Genomic DNA, 17,307 nt, shown 5'->3' with positions numbered 1-17,307 from the left:
AGACGTCGTCAATTGAGCGCTTACACTGTTTGCCTGGTATCCGCGACGCCCACAAGCCCGACCGAAGGCTGCCCAATCAATGCGGCGCCGACTCACTGGCGCGCACCAGAAAGTCAGAAAAATAGCTGCAATTTCCTACACCAACCTCGACTGTACACATCTGATGATGTCCGAGCTTGTTCGCCTGCCATGCCCGACAGGCAATGTACTGCCAGTTGATCGCATCGCTGCAAGCGGAAAAAGTGCGCCGAAGGGCCTAATGGACGCGGCTAAGTTGCTCCGGCTATCGTACTGACTTTTGTCCTGCTGCTTCGTCGGAACCGGCCTCACATGCGCCGTCTCGACGCGCAAGCGACCTAGCCGAGTCAGCTATCGTCGCGAGGGCGAAGCGGCTCCAGCGGGCGCAGCGCTTGAACGGCGCGCTTGAGCAGCAAGATCCAGTCATCCAACTCCTCTATGATGGCCTCGGTTTCGTCCACGAGGGTCGGGCCAGTGGTTGGATACGACAATGCGGCGCCGTTGATCAGAGTATGTGCCATGCCGTGCAAGCGCAGCAGATCGTCGCGCAGTCCGGCTGGCTCACAGCAACGCGCGCGGATCGCATCGAGTTGTTCCACCACGCGCAGGATGGTGGTCGTGTCGAACGTGTCCCGAAGCGCTTGCAACGCCTCAGCGTCGACCCTGCCGTAAGGTGTATCGGTATCAGGCATGGCGAGGCTTGCGGACGGAATGGGCGGGAGCGGCAAAGAGGCTGTCGCGAATCCAGGCTTCCGGCACCCGCTCCAGGTTGAGTTTATAGTCGCCGAAGCGCTTGATGTTGCTAGTGAGGTAGGGACTCAGGAAGCCGATGTCGGCCACGTCGACTTTGATCCCTTCCTTCACCATCGCGCGCAGGGCCTGCATCATGTCCGCCGTGTTCTGAAGAATCACGGCCGAGGCGATCAAGTCGTTGTAGCGCAGACGCTTCTGCTGCTCATCGGGATCGTTCTCGGCCAGCACATCGCCGCCGAACGAGAACCATTTGGCAAAGCCATTGTAGGACTCGATCTTGTTGGTGGTGGCGGTGATCTCCTGGCGCAACTCGCGGCTGCCAATCCATTCGAGCAGGAACGCCGTGCGCACGACCTTGCCGAGTTCCTGCGCCGCCAGAAACAGGCGGTTGCGGCGGCTTTCCGAGCCGAACCGGCGCAGCAGGAGCGGCGAGGAGATTGTTCCGGCCTGAATCGATAGCGCCACCTGCATCAGGTCCTTCCAGTGGAAGGCGATCAGGTCCCAGTCCACGGTGTCCGAGAACAGCCGGTCGATGTGCTTGTATTTGATGTTCGCATCGGCACGGTAAAGCTTCAGATCCTGCCAATTGCGGATGCGCGGCATCAGGTTGATGCCCAGCAGATGCGTGAAGGCGAACACCGCGGCCGACTGACCCTGGGTGTCGGCATGCACGGTATCGGCCTCGACGCTCAAGCCGGCCTTGAGCAGACCCTCGATCACGTAGATGGCTTCCCACACGCCGGGCGGAATGAAATGCCGGAACACCGCGATGTAGTTGTCGGCCACATGCCGGTAGGCCACCGCGCCCATCTTGCGGTACCGAAAGTGGTAGCCGGCCAGGAGGTTGTTGTCGTAGAAGTCGTACTGGGTGCCGTCAGCCGCGACGGTCTTGCCATCCCCCCAGTGCTTGGGCAGGTCGAGCCGCAGATACAGCTCGATCAATTCCCGCTGCGCGGTTTCGAGACGCTCCAGGCTCAGATGCCGGCGGTTGACGAACGACATCATGTGCGGCGTGACCCGTTCCCCCATATGGCGGGCCGCCTGGGTGGGTCCCAGGTTGCAGCCCATGGCGAAGATGGTCAGCAGGTAGCGCTCGGCCGCATTGCGGATCTTCGGGTCGCTGCCGGAGAGCGGGCCGAAGTGCCGTGTGAAGCGGGTCCAGTGCTCGATGTTGGCCAGCACGTCCAGCAGGTTGCGCGTCGGCATACGTCGGATCAGCGCCTGCTGCAAGGCAACGGCGCTGGCCGGAATCTCCCGGGCGACGGTGCGCTTGAGCACCGGCTCGCCATCCTGGCCGATGGTGACGTGCTGGCGCTTGTCGGGAAAACCGGCATCCAGCGTGCGCGCCGTGTCGGCGAGCCACTGGCGCAGATACACCACGAAGTCCTGCGCGTTGGCTGGCATGTCCAGCTTGGCGCAGTATTCCGGCAGGCGCCGTTCGCATTCGCGCCAGGGCAGCAGGTGCGCACGGTAATCGGCAAAGGCATCCGAACCCACCACGCACAAGTCGCCGGATCGCAGCTCGTTGACCATATGCGAGAGCACGCACAGTTCCAGGTAGCGCCGGTTGGTAGGGGCGCCCTGGTCGTGGGGGCGACGCACCAGCTTTCGCCAACGTTCCGAGGCGAAGCTCACATCGACGTCGGCGGCGATCCATTCGCGATGCAGGGATTCATTGTCCAGCACTACCGCAAGTGCCGCCAGCAGCGTGCGCGACTGGCTGGTCGACTCCCATTCCAGCACCTGCGCCAGGCGCAGCATGACGGAGCGATGCGCGCGGAAATGCCGCCATAGTAGTGGCAGGTAATTGTTGCCGCTGAAGGCCCGCACCTCGGCGCAGCTCTCGCGCAGCGGCTCCAGATCGCCGGACGGCGCGAGGAAGCGGCGCACCTGCCGGCCGATCAGCGCGTCGTCCTGGCCATCGGCGACGATATCGACCACGCCGTCGAGCAAGCTGACCAGCTTCTCCATCTGGGCGCGCTGACGGGACTGGATGCGCTCCATCTCGTCGCGCGCTCGCTTGTGGATGGAGCCCATGCGACGGATGAACATTTCCGCGAGATCGTCGCGGGTGGGCACGCGCATATGGTTGAGCAAGGCAACGATCAGCGTGTAGCGCTTCTCAGGTAGAATCTCCCTTAGATTGGCCGCGTCCAGGCTCATGGCCTGGCTGGCCAGCGAGCGCAGCTTCGAGGCTGGCACGCCTGCGATTGCGCGAGAGAAATCGCCAAGCCCGTCAAGTAAGGTCAGGTGTTCTATGAGTAGGTTGAGATGCTTGCGTGATGGACGGCGCGCGTGGCGCTTGATGTTGTTGTAGGCGGTAAGTCGGTTGGTGAATTCCCGGGTGAGAAGCCGGTCCAGCCGCTGCCGTTCCTCGTCCGACAAACGCCTTGCAACGCTTCGAAACAGTGCGGTCTGCGTGCGGGTGTGAATCTGCTCGGCAATGTTGTCTAGGGTGGAGAACGCTGGCAACTCGACCTGGCGCAGGATCAGCGCATCAATGGTGGCATTGATGATGTCCACTTGCTGGTCCATAGTTTCCGCGGCTTCGCGCGCGGCGCGGATCGTGACCTCGTTGCCATCGGTGCCGATATAGGGCTGGACGCCGAGAAATTCGCGTACCGCCGTGTAATGCCGGTACAGCGTGGGGGATAGCTTGCGGTCATAGCCAAATGCGGCATCTGGCGCCAGACCAGCGCTGGCGCGCACGTGGTCAATCACGACGACGGGAATGCTGTCCAGGTTGGGGAAGTAATGCAGTTGCTGGAAGACCTTCAGCAGCACCAGCAAGCCAAGTCGCGGCACTTGTCCACGTGTTGAGCGGGTGGCCCACTCCAGTTCCTCGGCATCCGGCGTGTAACACGCCTGTAGCTCCTTAGTGGAGAAAACCTTCGGGAAACGCGGGTAGGCGGTACGCTCGACGGTGGCCATACAGGATCTCGACAATCTCTGAAGGGCCAGCCAGTCTAGCCGAGGACGATGGCAAAGTTCTAGACCAAAGTTATAACTAAAGGGAATGTTTCTTCTTGTTTATATAACCCAGCGGCTTATGATAGCCGATTGCCCGAATCTTGGCATGACCCCCGACTGGAACACTTTGAGGCGTTCGATGTGCTCGCGCATGTAGCGGGAATTGGGCTTGAGCGGCGACTGGCGGAGCCACACGAGCCAGGTAATGCTCATGTCAGGCGCGACGTTGAGCAGGTTGTCCAGGGAGCGCTTGTGGTGGCGCTCCAGCGGCTCGATCAACGTGCGATAGAGCCGCCGGTTCGCCCTCGTCACGGCCTCGGCGCAGGCGCGCTCGATGACGGTCAACGCCGGCAGAATGATGCGCTTCTGGCGCAGCGTTTCGAGGGAATGCGCAGCCAGGATCATGGCCTTGTCGGTCTGCATGGCGAGGTCAGCCAGGCTGTGTACCAGCTTGCGGAAATCAGGCAGGCCAAACACGGACAGCCCGAGGTAAGCGCGCAGCTCGTGCAGGTGCTCGTTGCGCGTTTTCTCCCGTCCGCCATATTCCGGCCAGGCGCCGGCGTCGCCGCGCACCTGCTTGGCAACCCAATGGATCACAGGATCTGGCAGCATGGTGTCGCTGGCCAACGCGTAGCCAGGGTAGCGCAGCAGGCACATCTGCACGGCGAAGCCGAGGCGGTTTGCGGCGCCACGGCGTTGCCGGATCAACGCCAGGTCGGCGTCCGTGAAGCTATATTGTTGGATCAGATCATCCTGACTTTCGGGCAACACGAGCAGGCTGTCGCGTTCAGTATCGGAAAGCAGTGAGCGGCGTGGCATTTGTTCGATTTCTTGGAAATCTGATGAAAGAGAAGCACATGGAGCAGAGAATCCGGGCTCAGGGCTGTCCGATCATGAGTGCATGAACGTTCATACGGTGCGCGTTTTTAGGTACTGGTAGAGGGTTTCTCGACTGATGCCAAGGTCGCGGGCCACGACCGCTTTCGGCTCGCCGGCGGCGACCCGAGTGCGTAGCTCAGTCACACGCTCGGGCGCGAGCGCTTTTTTGCGGCCACGGTAGGCCCCACGTTGCTTGGCCAGCGCGATCCCCTCGCGCTGCCGTTCACGGATCAGGGCGCGCTCGAACTCGGCAAAGGCGCCCATGACCGACAGCATCAGGTTCGCCATTGGCGAGTTCCTCACCGGTAAAGGCCAAACACTCCTTGGCGAACTCGATGCGTACGCCGCGCCTGGTCAGGCTCTGCACAAGGCGCCGGAGGTCATCCAGGTTGCGGGCCAAGCGGTCCATACTGTGCACGACCACGGTATCCCCCTCGCGCACGAAGCCCAGCAGCGCTTCCAGCTGCGGCCGTTGAGTGTCTTTGCCCGATGCCTTGTCGGTGAATACCCTGTCGACTTGTGCATGTTCGAGCTGCCGGTCCGGGTTCTGGTCGAAACTACTGACCCTGACGTAACCGATTCGTTGGCCCTTCAAGGAACCTCCTTGTTGTGAATGTCAGGCTGAAATCTATGAGCCTTCCGGTCAGGTGTCAATAAAATGTTTATATGACTCTATCCTGACGCATTTTGCAGGGCCCTCCTGACGCCTAATTGGGGTGTAGCCTAAGCTCACATGCTTAGGTGACGGCGAAAATGCGAACGGGGTTTCTTAATGCTGTTCTACGAACGAGTGATTCTCTGGCCAAGAGAGCCAGCAGGAGCATATGGGTTGTGTTATCGATCGTTTCCTCTACAGTGATTTAAAAGTCATCATTGCAGCGACCCCGAGACATATCACCCCGAAAGCAGCTTTCAGATACTTTTGCGGAAGCCGCGAGGTGAGCACACTGCCGACTCCCATCCCGACTATGCTTCCTGCTGCGAACGGGAGCGCGACACCAAGGGGAAATTTTCCTGTAGATAGGCTGGCCGCTACGCCAGTTAGCGAAACAAGTGCGATAACACCGAGCGAGGTAGCGACGACCGATTGCACCGCTAAATCCGTGAAACGCTGCAAGGCCGGCACCATGACGAACCCGCCGCCTACCCCGAGCAAACCGGACAGAATGCCCGCAATGGCACCTGCGATCGATAAGGCGCCGGCGCACTTGCTCGTCCAGATAAACCGTCCACTCATGTCGTCCCGAATGCAGGGTCGATCCAGAGTAAGAGAGGTGGACTCGACACTGCGGCCGACGATTTCACGGAAGATTTTATATGCGACCCAGGCGAGAATAGCGGCAAACAACAGGCTGAGCAGTCGCGTGTCCAAACGGTGAGCCAACCATACACCGAGTGGCGCGAGCAGGATGCCAGTGCCGGCAATGAGCACGGTCGCGCGGTAGCGCACAATCCCAGCCTTTAAGCCCATCAAAGCACCTGCTGCGGCAGAAACACCGACGGCGAGCAGGCCAACGGGGCCGGCTTCGGCGATCGTTAAGTGCATGCCGAAGACAAGAAGTGGGACCGCGAGAATGCCTCCCCCAGCTCCTGTCAGACCCATGACAATACCTACCACCGCCCCCAAGAGAAGACCCGTAATCATCACAGCCCCGGTTACGCGGCCGGTGATGCGGCTTTGGCTTTTGCTCGTTCGAGCAGTTCAAACAACGCCATTCCGACCAGCATGGCGATGAAGAACAGCAAGGGTTTGGCGCCGCCTTGTGCGAGCGATGCGAGCGCAGGACCGGGACAATAGCCGGCCAGGCCCCAGCCGACGCCGAACGCGAGTCCGCCGAGCACGAGACGGCGGTCAATTTGCGTAGCCGTCGGCAAGCGCATGGCGTCGCCCAGGATCGATCTCGGACGTTTGGCCGCGAACGGAAACACCAGCGCGCCGACGACTACAGCGCCGCCCATCACGAACGCAAGCGACGGGTCCCAGTTTCCGGCCAGGTCCAAAAAGCCGAGCACCTTCGCGGGGTCGCTCATGCCGGACAAAATAAGCCCCAAGCCGAACAACAGGCCGACCAACAGCGACATGAAGATTTTCATTTTTGCTCCCTTAGCCGACAAGATGGCGAACAACGTAGACGGTCACGAATCCGGCGGACATAAAGGCTACGGTAGCCACCATCGAACGCGGGGAGCGACGCGACAGCCCGCACACGCCATGTCCGCTAGTGCAGCCCGAACCGTAACGGGTACCGATCCCTACCAGCAGTCCGGCCAGGATCAAGACCGGGTAACCGGCCTCGATGTGCACTTGGGGCAGGGGAGCGATGCTTGAAAACACGAGAGGAGAAAGCACTAGGCCGCCCACGAACGCAAGACGCCAGGCGATATCGCCCCTTGCGGGCGTTAACAGGCCACCCACGATGCCACTGATGCCCGCAATTCTTCCGTTAAATACCAAGAACAGTGCCGTGGCTATTCCGATCATCAGCCCACCCGCCAGCGACGTCCAGGGCGTGAAATTGTTCCAGTCAATCATCATTACAGCCTCCTATTACGTTGGGCAGTAAAGTTGGTACAACACCTGTAGCACTGCCAGTGCCTCACTACTGGAGATGCTGTAGAAGATCTGCTTGCCCTCACGGCGCGTATTCACTAGTCGCTCTTCGCGGAGCACGGTCAGCTGCTGTGAAAGCGTAGGCTGCAAGATCCCAGTGATGGTTTCCAGCTCTTTGACCGAGAACTCGCCCTGCGTCATCTGGCATAGCAAGAGCATACGGTCGGGGTTGGACAGTACCTTCAGAAGCTTGCTAGCCTCCCCAGCTGCGGCATGCAGTTTCACTAAATCAATTTGCTTTGGCATGGCCACGTAGATCCGTTTAAAAGTAACACTTTACACGAACATTATACCATAACATAATATATTAAACGTAGAGACGATGATCCATGTGTCGAACTCTGATCACGACGACTATTAAGGAGCGCCCATGATTTTTAGACAACTGTACGAACCCCTGTCGAGCACTTATACCTATCTGCTGGGGGACGAGGACACGGGACAGGCAGTCCTCATCGATCCCGTGATTGCGACCATGGATCGGGATCTGGCCGAGGTGCACAGGTTAGGTCTGACCTTGGCTTACACGGTCGATACCCATATCCATGCCGACCACATCACCGCAGCTTTGGAAATGAAGCGTGCCGTGGGTAGCAAGATTGCCGCGCCTGCCTACGATCAGTTGTCATGTGCCGATGTCGGCATCGAAGAAGGCAGGCCATTTCAGGTCGGGGGTATTACTTTGCAGCCCCTGCATACCCCCGGCCATACCGACGGGCACTTTGCCTATCTTTTAAATGACCGCGTATTCACAGGCGACGCCTTACTTATCGAGGGGTGTGGCAGGACTGACTTTCAAAACGGTGATGCCGATGCGCTCTACAAAAGCGTGCGAGAGAAGCTGTTTGCTTTGCCCGACGAAACCTTGGTCTACCCGGCGCACGACTACCAGCAGCGTTTTGTCTCCTCGATCGCGCAGGAAAAGAAGCGTAATCCCCGCCTGGGCGGGGAAAAGACGCTCGAAGAGTTCAGGGACATCATGGCCAAGCTGAACCTTCCATACCCTAAGTTCATTGACTACGCTGTCCCGGGGAATAAGCAATGTGGCGTCTGTCCCCCAGACCTGCCAGAGAACTTGGCCAGCTATTGCCGCCAGATGACCCAGAGCCCGCAGGGCTGACGTGCCGCTAACCAACGGAGAAATTGAAATGACAAACTTCAAGCAAATAGGGGATGGCCTGTTCATCGGTCCCCAGCCTTCGGGGCAGGATTTGGTGGAGGCGAAGCAGCAAGGCATTCACACCGTAATTGACATGCGTACGCCTGGGGAAACGGCCACCTCGAACGCCGAGTTGGTCAGGAACAGTGGACTGGATTACTTCAATGTACCAGTCAACAAGACAGCCCTGTCAGAGCAGCAGATTGACGAGTTAAGTCAAGTAATGCAGAGAACACAAGGGCCGCATTTACTGCATTGCGCCACTGGCACGAGGGCCGCGTTGCTGCTCGCGCTTAGTCGTGCAAAGCAGAATGGGTGGACAGCGGAACGCACGTTCGAGGAAGCGCAAACCATGGGGTTCAACCTTCAGGGTTCCGCTGATTTCGCCAGCTTCGTCAGGCAAGTCACGGCCAAATAGATGTTCATTCGCAACTAGAACTGCAAGTTAAAGTTCACAAATTTCGATTCAGGGAGCCACTTTTTGGATGCTGTACGATTTGGGCCGCTCGTCGTCCCTGTACAAGTAGCACTACTCTTAGCAGGCATAACGCTTGCCCATTCTGTTGCCGCGTGGTTCCGCACGAGGCGCGGTGTCGATCCGGGCCCCGTTCTTTGGAAGATGATCGTGTTCGGTTTCCTCGCCGGACGCTCGATCTTCGTATTAAGACATCATGAGATTTATTCCAATGCTCCATTGTCGATCATCGACTTTCGTGATGGAGGCTTCGACAACCTGGCCGGTTTCGCGACGGCCGTTTTGGTTGGCATGGAATTGTCACGGCGCTCGACGACACTACGTAGGCCGCTTCTGACTGCAACCTTGACGGGTTGCTTTGTCTTTTTCGGAGGAAGTGCGCTGAATCATGCCCTTACGCCGGTGGGTGTGCCTGTCCCGACAATTGAGGTACGCCGCCTCGACAACACAACTGTGCCGCTCAGTGCCTTTGTGGGCCGCCCCTTGATTATCAATCTTTGGGCAACTTGGTGTCCGCCGTGCCGACGTGAGATGCCTGTATTAAAGGCTGCACAGCTAGCCCATCCAGAAATCCACTTCGTGTTTGCGAATCAAGGAGAATCAGCAGCAACCGTACAAAGCTACCTCGACGCGAATGGGTTACAAATGCCAAATATCGTTCTCGATCCGGCCAAGCAGGTAAGTGCCCGAACTGGTTCGTCTGGTTACCCCACAACGCTGTTCTATGATGCTCAAGGCCGGCTATACAAGCGGCATATGGGTGAGCTTTCGCGCGCAACACTAACCGAGAAAATCGACAGCTTCTTCGGCTCTCGCTGAGCACTGGGATACCGCTGCTGTTTTATGTCAGCTCTGATGTTCGAGATGATGACATGGCCAGGCTGCCGCCGTTACTGCATGAGCACATCAACATGCTTGGCCAGTATTCCTACTCTGTGTTGGAAGCAGTAGCCAAGGGCTGGCTGCGGCCAATGCATAACCCAGCAAGCAACGAAAAAGTCAGGAGTGGCCTTAACCTGGTTTGCCGTTCCGCTGCACCTCGACCCCTCATTATGTCTTAGCGCCTGATTTTTTCCGTTTTCCCTCTTCACCCCTCGGAAGCCGACAAGCGAGCTTTGGTCGCATACGAACAGCTTGCAGCTCTTGTGCCAATTAGCAGGATGTCGGACCAGCAAGCATGGGCAACCATGCCCACGTATGAGCGTTGGCTGAACGGAGAACGGATGCCGAATCTCATTCCGACGGTAAGGTGAATCGAGGGTCAAGGCGTCCTGACCTGAGCGAGCGGTGCGACTGGGCCACCTCAGAGGTCATCTGCTCGTAACCGCGCGGCCATGGATTCAGCGAGGATCTGTGCCAGCTTCATTTCGAAGGAAGTTCTATGCCACGCAAGCTGCAAGGATTTCATACTGCCTACCCTGACATGGTGTCCAACCCTAATGGGCATCCCCATTCCGACCTCGTAGCTTGCCGGGTCTGCGGAATGTGGATCGCCATGAGCGAGCCGAAGGACATCCGGGCGCACGACGCCGAGCATGAAGCCTTGTCTCACGGTGGAGCACCCCTGGTCGTGCGTGAAATCCTTAAGACAGTGGGCTGGAATCTGGCACATCAGGATCGCCCATTGGATCTCGTCCGTTACACGTCGGATGATGGCAAGCTAGCCGTTGTCTATGGCTGGTGGATGCGTGCGCTCTATCGCGGGGTACCCCACACCGATTTTGATGCCTACATGGCTGAGCATCTACGCCTTGTGGACTCGATGGTCGCGGGCACCGATGGTGACCTAACGCCCCAGCGCCTCGCAACGAAGCGCTGGGAAAGGTATGCAGGTTGATCAGTTGTACGTCCGTGCTTACACGCGTGCGCTGCTGCACGGGTACGCAGCACTAAGGCGATGTCGGCCCTTCACCAGAGGCGGGCGGCGAACGCCGCCATACCTTGCAGAAGCCAGTCGCTGCCGCAAAGCAATACCAACATACCGGCCACAGCAATAGAAGGACCGAACGGAAAAGGAGCGTCGCGGTCTAGACGGCCCAGGAGTACGAACGCCAATGCACAGGCTAGACCGCAGAGCGATGAAATCAGCAGTAGCGCGGGCAAGGCCTGCCAGCCGAACCAGGCGCCCAGCGCTGCCATCAGTTTGAAGTCGCCGTAACCCATACCCTCCTTGCGCCGCAGGAGCTTGAAGAGCCAATAGCCGCCCCACAGCATCAAGTAGCCACCGGCTGCGCCGATAATGGCGTCCTTCGCCGGCACGAAAAAGTCGCAGACGTTGAGGAAGAGTCCAAGCCATAGCAACGGCTGCGTCATTTGGTCTGGCAGCACAAGGCTTTCCGCGTCGATCAGCGCCAGCGCCAGTAGCGACCAGCCAAGCACCATGCCGGCCAAGGCCTGCCAGGTCGTCCCTAGCAGCCACAGTGCAGCCATGGCAACCGCTGCACCCGTCAGCTCGACCGCCAGGTAGCGCCAGCCAATCGGCGCTCTGCAGGCCCGGCATCTACCTCGCAGCAGCAGGAAGCCGATAACGGGGACATTGTGCCAGGGTGCCACGGGAAGGTGGCAATGTGGGCAGTGGGAGCGCGGCACCGCTAGATCATAGGGGGCGGGATAAGGCAGCGGTTCGTTGCGTAGCGACGCAATATAGTTGGCCTCACTCCGTTCCATCATGAGAGGCAAGCGATGGATCACGACGTTGAGAAAACTGCCGACTACCAGTCCGAGCAGCGCGGCCCCGACGAACACAAGCCATGGCGGCAGCGCCGACAGCGCGGAAACGTCCCATGTCCCGTACGCGCCAGCGCCTGGAAAATGTATATTCACCACAATAGGAACTACACCTTCATGCGCGGGCGAGCGCGAGTGTTCGCCACTCCCTCTTCCTCTTGCACAACGGGCTCAGAAATCTGTAGCGGCGGATCGCCATAGACCCGAACACCGCAGCAAGGGTCGAAATCCGGATCGTCGGGCCCTCGCCCACAGGCATCAACAGTGCACGTGGTGTATGCGTACATTTCCGCGCAGTCGCGGCGAAGTCTGTCCAGCGATAGCGTGGGATCCTCCGAGACCGGGTCATACCCGACGGTGTCCACATACCAAGCCACGCATTCGGCCTGGCTCATGGTTGCGAAGTCCGGATTGCTCATTGGTGCTGCTCCTTTACATCCTCAAGGCAGGCACGTCCTTGGTCGCGTCCTTCCAGAACGCACTGAGCTTGCTGAGCTTCTCCTGTGCCGTGCGACAGAACTCACTGAAGTCCCCGGGGGAATGCGCCTCCAGGCGGTCCACATCCACGCGCAGGCGGACGACACCCTGCTCGAAAGCTTCCCGAATACCTTTCATCACGCCGTCGATGGCGCTTGAGGTGTCGTGGCTGATGACACTTGCGGCCTTTGCGCCGTCCTGGATCTCCTGGAGGGCGCGGAAACTGGCCACGAAGGCCTTCACCAGTGCTCTAACGGACGAAGAAGGCGCGCGCTCCCCGGAAACGGAGTGATCCACCACTCTGGCAAAGGCCTGAGTTGTGGCCGCTATCGCATCGACCGCCGTCTCCACGCGCCAGAGGCGAAACGCCGCAATCGCATCGGCCGGATCCGGCACAACACTGTTTGACACACCGGCTACCAGACTATGGTTGCTCTCTTCGGCAGTTTTCATGTTGCTTAGGTCCATTGGCCTATCGGGCATTCGTACTCTGAGCGCGCAATAGCTGGGCCTCGATAGACGGGCGCATCTCTACTCGTGTCTGGGCCGCCAACAGCTGGCCAAGAGCTACGCCAACCTTCTCCATCATTCGCAGATTCTGCAGTTGCAACTCGTTGGAGTAGGCCTGCATGAAAACCATCTCGCGCTGCAGCTTCTCCGGGCTCGCCTCCGCTGCCATGGCGATTACCCAGTAGGGGTTACGGAAGCGCCGACCCGACTCGAAGTCCATCATCTCCGCGAGGCTCATCGCGCCATTCTTGGCTTGCTTGGATGCGGTCATGTCGAAGTACTTGGCGGCGTGATCTGCCTTCTTGATCTCCTGCACCAACTGGTTGCTGCCGGGGAAAGGCATCCGAGAGGCGATCAAATCGAACTGGATCTTTTCGGCTGCGCTCATGTTCGCCTGATACATCTTCTGCAGGGCGATATAGCTCTTGCCCTGCTCGCTGGCCGCCTCGGCTTTGGTTATGTTCTGCGGAGGGTGTGGATCGAGCGACAGCCTGGCGTAAGCGCGTGCCGCCTCCTCCTGTTCCGCCGAGAATGTCAGCTCAGGATCCTTGCCCGGCTTGCCGGCCCCCGTGAGGATCGATTCGACGTTCGCGTCGGCATCTGGCATGGTTGAAGCATTACAGCCCGCGTAACCCAAACGCTGTTCAACTGCGTTGCAGTACTTCGCCATATGGATGGCGTGCGACTGCCTACGTGCAACCTCGGGCGACGGGAAAGGATCGTTCAGCGCTTTACTAAGCACGGGGCTCGTTACCGCGGCCCCCCCGCCGCGCTTGTACCCTGACGATTTGCCACCCGTCGCAATCGTTGCCTGGCCCGCGTAGTTACCGCTCGAGTTCGAACATGGGTCAATGGGCAGCTCCGTCTCCCGTTCCACACGCTCCTTCTCGGCTCGTCGGCTCACCTCGACCTCCAGTTCGCGCTGCTGGTTGGCCGATTGCACAACAGCGTCGGAAACCTTCGATCCCACATTCGCCAAGTTGGTACTGAGCAGATTGATGGCATTAGTAATTGTTGCCCCAAGTGAGCTTGACGTACTAGTGATCGTCGTAGAAATCATGGTACTTGCCGCCTGGACTGCACCAACGACGCAGCGGGCGGCACTAGGTAGTCCTCGAAGTCCTTGAACTGGCGCGACCCCTGTAAACCATCGAGTTGTACCCAATGTTCGAGTATGCATGGCTGCCTCCTGAACAGCGTTGTCGCGCCAGCTGGCGGCCGACGGCATTCTAGGTGCAGACGACGGCGCCTCCATGCGGCGAGCGGCCCATGCGGCATAGTCGGCTACGTAATCGGCAAAGCGGGATTGATCCACGCAGGCCAGCACTTTGTTTTCGTTCTTCATGATCGTGTCTCCTATCAATGGCCCATCAGCATGTCGTCGGCACCGTCTTTGTCATGCACGGCGAACTTGTCCACCAGTGTGGCGCTGGCTTCGTTCAGGCCGATGACTTCGACCTCGGTGGCTTCACGGCGGAACTTGATGACCACCTTGTCCAAGGCGCTGACGGCGGTGATGTCCCAGAAGTGGGTGCGGCTCACGTCGATACGCACCTTCTCGATGACTTCTTTGTAGTCGAAAGCATTGATGAAGCGTTCCGACGAGGCGAAGAACACCTGGCCGGTGATGGTGTAGGTGCGCACGCGGCCTTCGTCTTCCGTGCGAGAGGTGACGCGCAGAATCTGGCCTACCTTGTGCGCGAAGAAGAAGCCCGACAACAACACGCCGACCAGCACGCCCTTGGCCAAGTCGTGGGTGCCGACCGTCACCACCACGGTGGCCAGCATCACCATGCTGGAGCTTTTTGGGTGCTCGCGCAGATTGCGGATAGAGGCCCAGTTGAAGGTGCCGATGGACACCATGATCATCACCGCGACCAATGCGGCCATCGGAATGCGGGCCACCCAGTCACCGATGAACACCACCATCAGCAGCAAGAACACGCCAGCGGCCAGCGTGGAGAGACGACCACGGCCACCGGATTTCACGTTGATGACCGACTGGCCGATCATGGCGCAGCCCGCCATGCCACCCAGGAAGCCGGTAGCAATATTCGCCACGCCCTGACCCACGCATTCGCGGTTCTTGTTGCTGTTGGAGTCGGTCAAGTCATCGACGATGGAGGCCGTCATCATGGATTCCAGCAGGCCGACGACCGCCAAGGTGGCCGAGACCGGGAAGATGATTTTGAGCGTTTCGAGGTTCAGCGGCACATCGGGCAGCAGGAACACTGGCAGGCTGTCGGGCAGTTTGCCCATGTCGCCCACGGTGCGAATGTCGAGGCCAAGGAAGATTGCCACGCCGGTCAGCACGACGATGGCGACCAGCGGCGACGGCACGGCCTTGGTGATGTAGGGGAAGCCGTAGATGATGCCAAGGCCTGCCGCCGTCATGGCATAGACATGCCAAGTCACATTGGTTAGCTCGGGTAACTGCGCCATGAAGATCAGGATGGCCAGCGCGTTGACGAAGCCGGTGATGACCGAGCGAGAGACAAAGCGCATCAATGCACCGAGCTTGAGCCAGCCCGCGAGAATTTGCAGCACGCCGGTCAGCACCGTGGCAGCCAGCAGGTATTGCAGGCCGTGGTCTTTGACCAGGGTCACCATCAGCAGCGCCATCGCACCTGTGGCCGCAGACACCATGCCAGGGCGACCGCCTGCAAAGGCAATGATCGCGGCAATGCTGAATGAGGCGTAAAGGCCGACCTTGGGATCGACGCCTGCAATGATCGAGAAGGCAATTGCCTCGGGGATCAGTGCTAGCGCGACGACGATGCCCGCTAGTAAGTCGTTTCGGACATTGGAAAGCCAGTCCTGGCGTAAGGATTTCATCATTCTTCTATTCCGTGTGGTTGCCAGCCAGTGGTGGCAGTTGGGGCGAACGCAAGCGCGTCTTACCGGCCAACGGAATAGAGAACGAACCCCGAGTGATCCGGGGCCAGCAAGACGCAGTGAATCGGACGTGCAGCCTCGTGCGAGCGTGTGTGTATTTGAAGCTGGCTCGCAGCGAGAAAGAGGCTTACACGGGTAGGAACTCCGATAGTCGGTTTGCTGGTTCTTTTGGGAGGGGACATTTTACCTTCTTTGCGGCGGTGCAGCAACAATAATGTCAGTCTGAGCTATGCCTCAATCTGACGGTAGCGAGTCGCAGGCGTTCGGATCGGCATCGGTTTCGTTCCCTGTCTTGGCACGCGCTTCGAAGCGTTGATAACACTCCAACCCGCAGAAGTGCTCGACGTATTCCGCGCCTTCCGGGGTGAAGGCGGCATCGAGCGGGATTTCCTTGCAGCACACGCAGCAACTGGTGGTGGTCGAGTCACTTGCATTCATGGTGGCACCCCTCCATTGACTGACGAAGACGGCGAATGCCGCCGCCGGCATTGGCTTCGCGAACAGGAAGCCTTGTCCTGTGTCGCAGTCCGCTTGTCGCAATAGATCAAGACTCGCCGATGTTTCCACGCCTTCAGCCACCACATCCATGCCCAGCCCGTGCGCAAGCTGAATCACGGTGTGCACGATGGTTTGGTCGCGGCGGTCGTTGGCGAGCCCGGCGACAAACGATTGGTCGATCTTGAGCGTGCTGATTGGGCAGCACTTCAGATGTTGCAGACAGGAATACCCCGTCCCGAAGTCATCGGCGGCGAAGCGCACACCGATCTGCCGCAAGGCGTCCAGGGCGGGGAAGATCGCCGGATCACCAAACGCGACCGATTCGGTCAGCTCGATTTCGAGATACTCGGCGGGCAACTCGGCATCAGCCAGCACGCCCTTTACCCACCCGTCGAAGTCCGGTCCCACTTGGCTCGCCGAAACATTGACGGCCAGCCGGAACGGTCGCCATGCCAGCATTCGCCAGTCACGCATCTGGCGGCAGGCTTCGCCCAGCACCCAAGCGCCGATTTCAGGCATCAGGCCGGACGATTCGACCACGGGCAGGAACTGGCCCGGTGGCAATAGTCCAAGCGTCGGATGACGCCAGCGCAACAGGGCTTCCGCGCCGACAATCCCACCACTGCGCAGATCGACGACGGGCTGGTAGTGCAGTTCAAGCTGCCCGCGCTCGACCGCTTGGGCCAGTTCCGGCGTCGTCCATCCATCCGGCCGGAAAGCGCTCATTCTCTTTCCCTGAATGCCCGCAACGCCCGCGACAGGGACAGAAGGAACAGGCCGGTCAAACCGAGCGCCGCGATGACCCAATGCTCGCCGAGGAAAGCACCGGCGGTTGTGCCGGCCAGCACGACAGCGAGGATGGGCAGGTGGCAGGGGCAAGTCAGCACAGCCAGTCCGCCCCACAGGTAGCCGGTGATCGGTTTGTGCGTCTCGGACGGCAAGCGCTCGGGGTTGTTCATGGCAGACTCTCCGCGTGCTGTGCCGGCTCGGTCGGCAGGGTGGCCAACTGCACTTCCAGATCGGCCAACGCTTCGCGCCGACGCTCGACGAACTGACGCAGCAGGGCAAGCTGCGCGGCCGCTTCGTCGCCGTCCGCCGCATCCAGCGCCCGGCACAGCCGCGCCAGCGCGTCGAGGCCGATGCCCGCCTCGAAGGCCGCCCGCACGAAGCACAGCCGTTGCAAGGCGGCGTCATCGAACAAGCCGTAGCCGCCTGGTGTGCACGCCACCGGGCGCAGCAATCCGCGCAGCAGGTAGTCGCGCACGATATGCACGCTCACCCCGGCATCAAGAGCCAGCCGGGACACCGTGTAGGCGTTCATTGAACACCTCCTTT

Annotated in this window: 17 protein-coding genes and 2 pseudogenes; 4 read left to right on the top strand and 15 right to left on the bottom strand. The window is 59.7% G+C overall.

Annotation, left to right across the window (positions count from 1 at the left end; all coding sequences use genetic code 11):
* Positions 1-365 precede the first annotated feature (365 nt).
* From tnpC to AC6EI8_RS00970, 8 genes and pseudogenes are all read right to left on the bottom strand, one after another.
* Entirely contained in the window at positions 366-710 is a 345-nt protein-coding gene (tnpC, locus tag AC6EI8_RS01005) for a Tn3 family transposase post-transcriptional regulator TnpC (protein ID WP_053821762.1), read from the bottom strand.
* Positions 703-3,702 (bottom strand): Tn3 family transposase, encoded by a 3,000-nt coding sequence (locus AC6EI8_RS01000; RefSeq protein ID WP_053821761.1) that lies wholly within the window; start codon positions 3,700-3,702, stop codon positions 703-705. The genes tnpC and AC6EI8_RS01000 overlap by 8 nt, the downstream gene beginning before the upstream one ends.
* A 141-nt stretch (positions 3,703-3,843) precedes the next feature.
* Positions 3,844-4,560, bottom strand: a pseudogene (locus AC6EI8_RS00995) (DUF4158 domain-containing protein); the annotation flags it as partial.
* A 90-nt stretch (positions 4,561-4,650) separates the two neighbouring features.
* Positions 4,651-5,215, bottom strand: a pseudogene (locus AC6EI8_RS00990) (recombinase family protein).
* Between the two features lie 255 nt (positions 5,216-5,470).
* On the bottom strand, positions 5,471-6,265 hold the full coding sequence (locus AC6EI8_RS00985) for a sulfite exporter TauE/SafE family protein (RefSeq protein ID WP_498381028.1): 795 nt from the start codon (positions 6,263-6,265) through the stop codon (positions 5,471-5,473).
* Between the two features lie 11 nt (positions 6,266-6,276).
* On the bottom strand, positions 6,277-6,714 hold the full coding sequence (locus AC6EI8_RS00980; protein ID WP_053821758.1) for a DUF6691 family protein: 438 nt from the start codon (positions 6,712-6,714) through the stop codon (positions 6,277-6,279).
* Between the two features lie 10 nt (positions 6,715-6,724).
* Positions 6,725-7,156: a YeeE/YedE family protein gene (locus AC6EI8_RS00975; RefSeq protein WP_053821757.1), complete on the bottom strand. Its 432-nt coding sequence runs from the start codon at positions 7,154-7,156 to the stop codon at positions 6,725-6,727.
* A gap of 12 nt (positions 7,157-7,168) precedes the next feature.
* Positions 7,169-7,477 (bottom strand): ArsR/SmtB family transcription factor, encoded by a 309-nt coding sequence (locus tag AC6EI8_RS00970; protein ID WP_053821756.1) that lies wholly within the window; start codon positions 7,475-7,477, stop codon positions 7,169-7,171.
* Positions 7,478-7,601: 124 nt separating this feature from the next.
* On the opposite strand from AC6EI8_RS00970, the gene AC6EI8_RS00965 reads away from it, so the two are divergent.
* The 4 genes from AC6EI8_RS00965 (at position 7,602) to AC6EI8_RS00950 (ending at position 10,702) form a co-directional block, all read left to right on the top strand.
* The gene (locus AC6EI8_RS00965) at positions 7,602-8,351 is read left to right on the top strand and encodes an MBL fold metallo-hydrolase (protein WP_053821755.1); all 750 of its coding nucleotides are present in this window, start codon (positions 7,602-7,604) and stop codon (positions 8,349-8,351) included.
* Between the two features lie 28 nt (positions 8,352-8,379).
* Positions 8,380-8,808, top strand: coding sequence for a protein tyrosine phosphatase family protein (locus tag AC6EI8_RS00960; RefSeq protein ID WP_053821754.1), 429 nt, complete (start codon positions 8,380-8,382; stop codon positions 8,806-8,808).
* A gap of 201 nt (positions 8,809-9,009) precedes the next feature.
* Positions 9,010-9,684 carry a TlpA family protein disulfide reductase gene (locus tag AC6EI8_RS00955; RefSeq protein ID WP_226994866.1) on the top strand — a complete coding sequence of 225 codons (675 nt, stop codon included), beginning with the start codon at positions 9,010-9,012 and terminating at the stop codon, positions 9,682-9,684.
* A 562-nt stretch (positions 9,685-10,246) separates the two neighbouring features.
* Positions 10,247-10,702 (top strand): hypothetical protein, encoded by a 456-nt coding sequence (locus AC6EI8_RS00950; protein WP_144425790.1) that lies wholly within the window; start codon positions 10,247-10,249, stop codon positions 10,700-10,702.
* 71 nt (positions 10,703-10,773) lie between these two features.
* On the opposite strand, the gene AC6EI8_RS00945 is transcribed toward AC6EI8_RS00950, so the two are convergent.
* The 7 genes from AC6EI8_RS00945 to merD form a co-directional block, all read right to left on the bottom strand.
* Entirely contained in the window at positions 10,774-11,688 is a 915-nt protein-coding gene (locus tag AC6EI8_RS00945; RefSeq protein WP_053821752.1) for a prepilin peptidase, read from the bottom strand.
* A gap of 336 nt (positions 11,689-12,024) precedes the next feature.
* Positions 12,025-12,522: a hypothetical protein gene (locus AC6EI8_RS00940; protein ID WP_144425788.1), complete on the bottom strand. Its 498-nt coding sequence runs from the start codon at positions 12,520-12,522 to the stop codon at positions 12,025-12,027.
* A gap of 19 nt (positions 12,523-12,541) precedes the next feature.
* Positions 12,542-13,639: a conjugal transfer protein TraW gene (gene traW / locus AC6EI8_RS00935; protein WP_208579254.1), complete on the bottom strand. Its 1,098-nt coding sequence runs from the start codon at positions 13,637-13,639 to the stop codon at positions 12,542-12,544.
* Positions 13,640-13,938: 299 nt separating this feature from the next.
* The gene (locus tag AC6EI8_RS00930) at positions 13,939-15,417 is read right to left on the bottom strand and encodes a SulP family inorganic anion transporter (RefSeq protein ID WP_238512085.1); all 1,479 of its coding nucleotides are present in this window, start codon (positions 15,415-15,417) and stop codon (positions 13,939-13,941) included.
* Between the two features lie 291 nt (positions 15,418-15,708).
* Positions 15,709-16,698, bottom strand: a complete 990-nt coding sequence (locus AC6EI8_RS00925) for a DUF3330 domain-containing protein (protein ID WP_003132006.1) — start codon at positions 16,696-16,698, stop codon at positions 15,709-15,711.
* Positions 16,695-16,931, bottom strand: coding sequence for a broad-spectrum mercury transporter MerE (gene merE / locus AC6EI8_RS00920; protein WP_003132004.1), 237 nt, complete (start codon positions 16,929-16,931; stop codon positions 16,695-16,697). Before merE ends, AC6EI8_RS00925 begins: the two co-directional genes overlap by 4 nt.
* Positions 16,928-17,293 (bottom strand): mercury resistance co-regulator MerD, encoded by a 366-nt coding sequence (gene merD, locus AC6EI8_RS00915; RefSeq protein WP_000995360.1) that lies wholly within the window; start codon positions 17,291-17,293, stop codon positions 16,928-16,930. Before merD ends, merE begins: the two co-directional genes overlap by 4 nt.
* Positions 17,294-17,307 lie beyond the last annotated feature (14 nt).

It is taken from the genome of Cupriavidus sp. R6-3, assembly GCF_059772245.1.
This window is presented reverse-complemented; position numbering and strand designations above follow the sequence as displayed.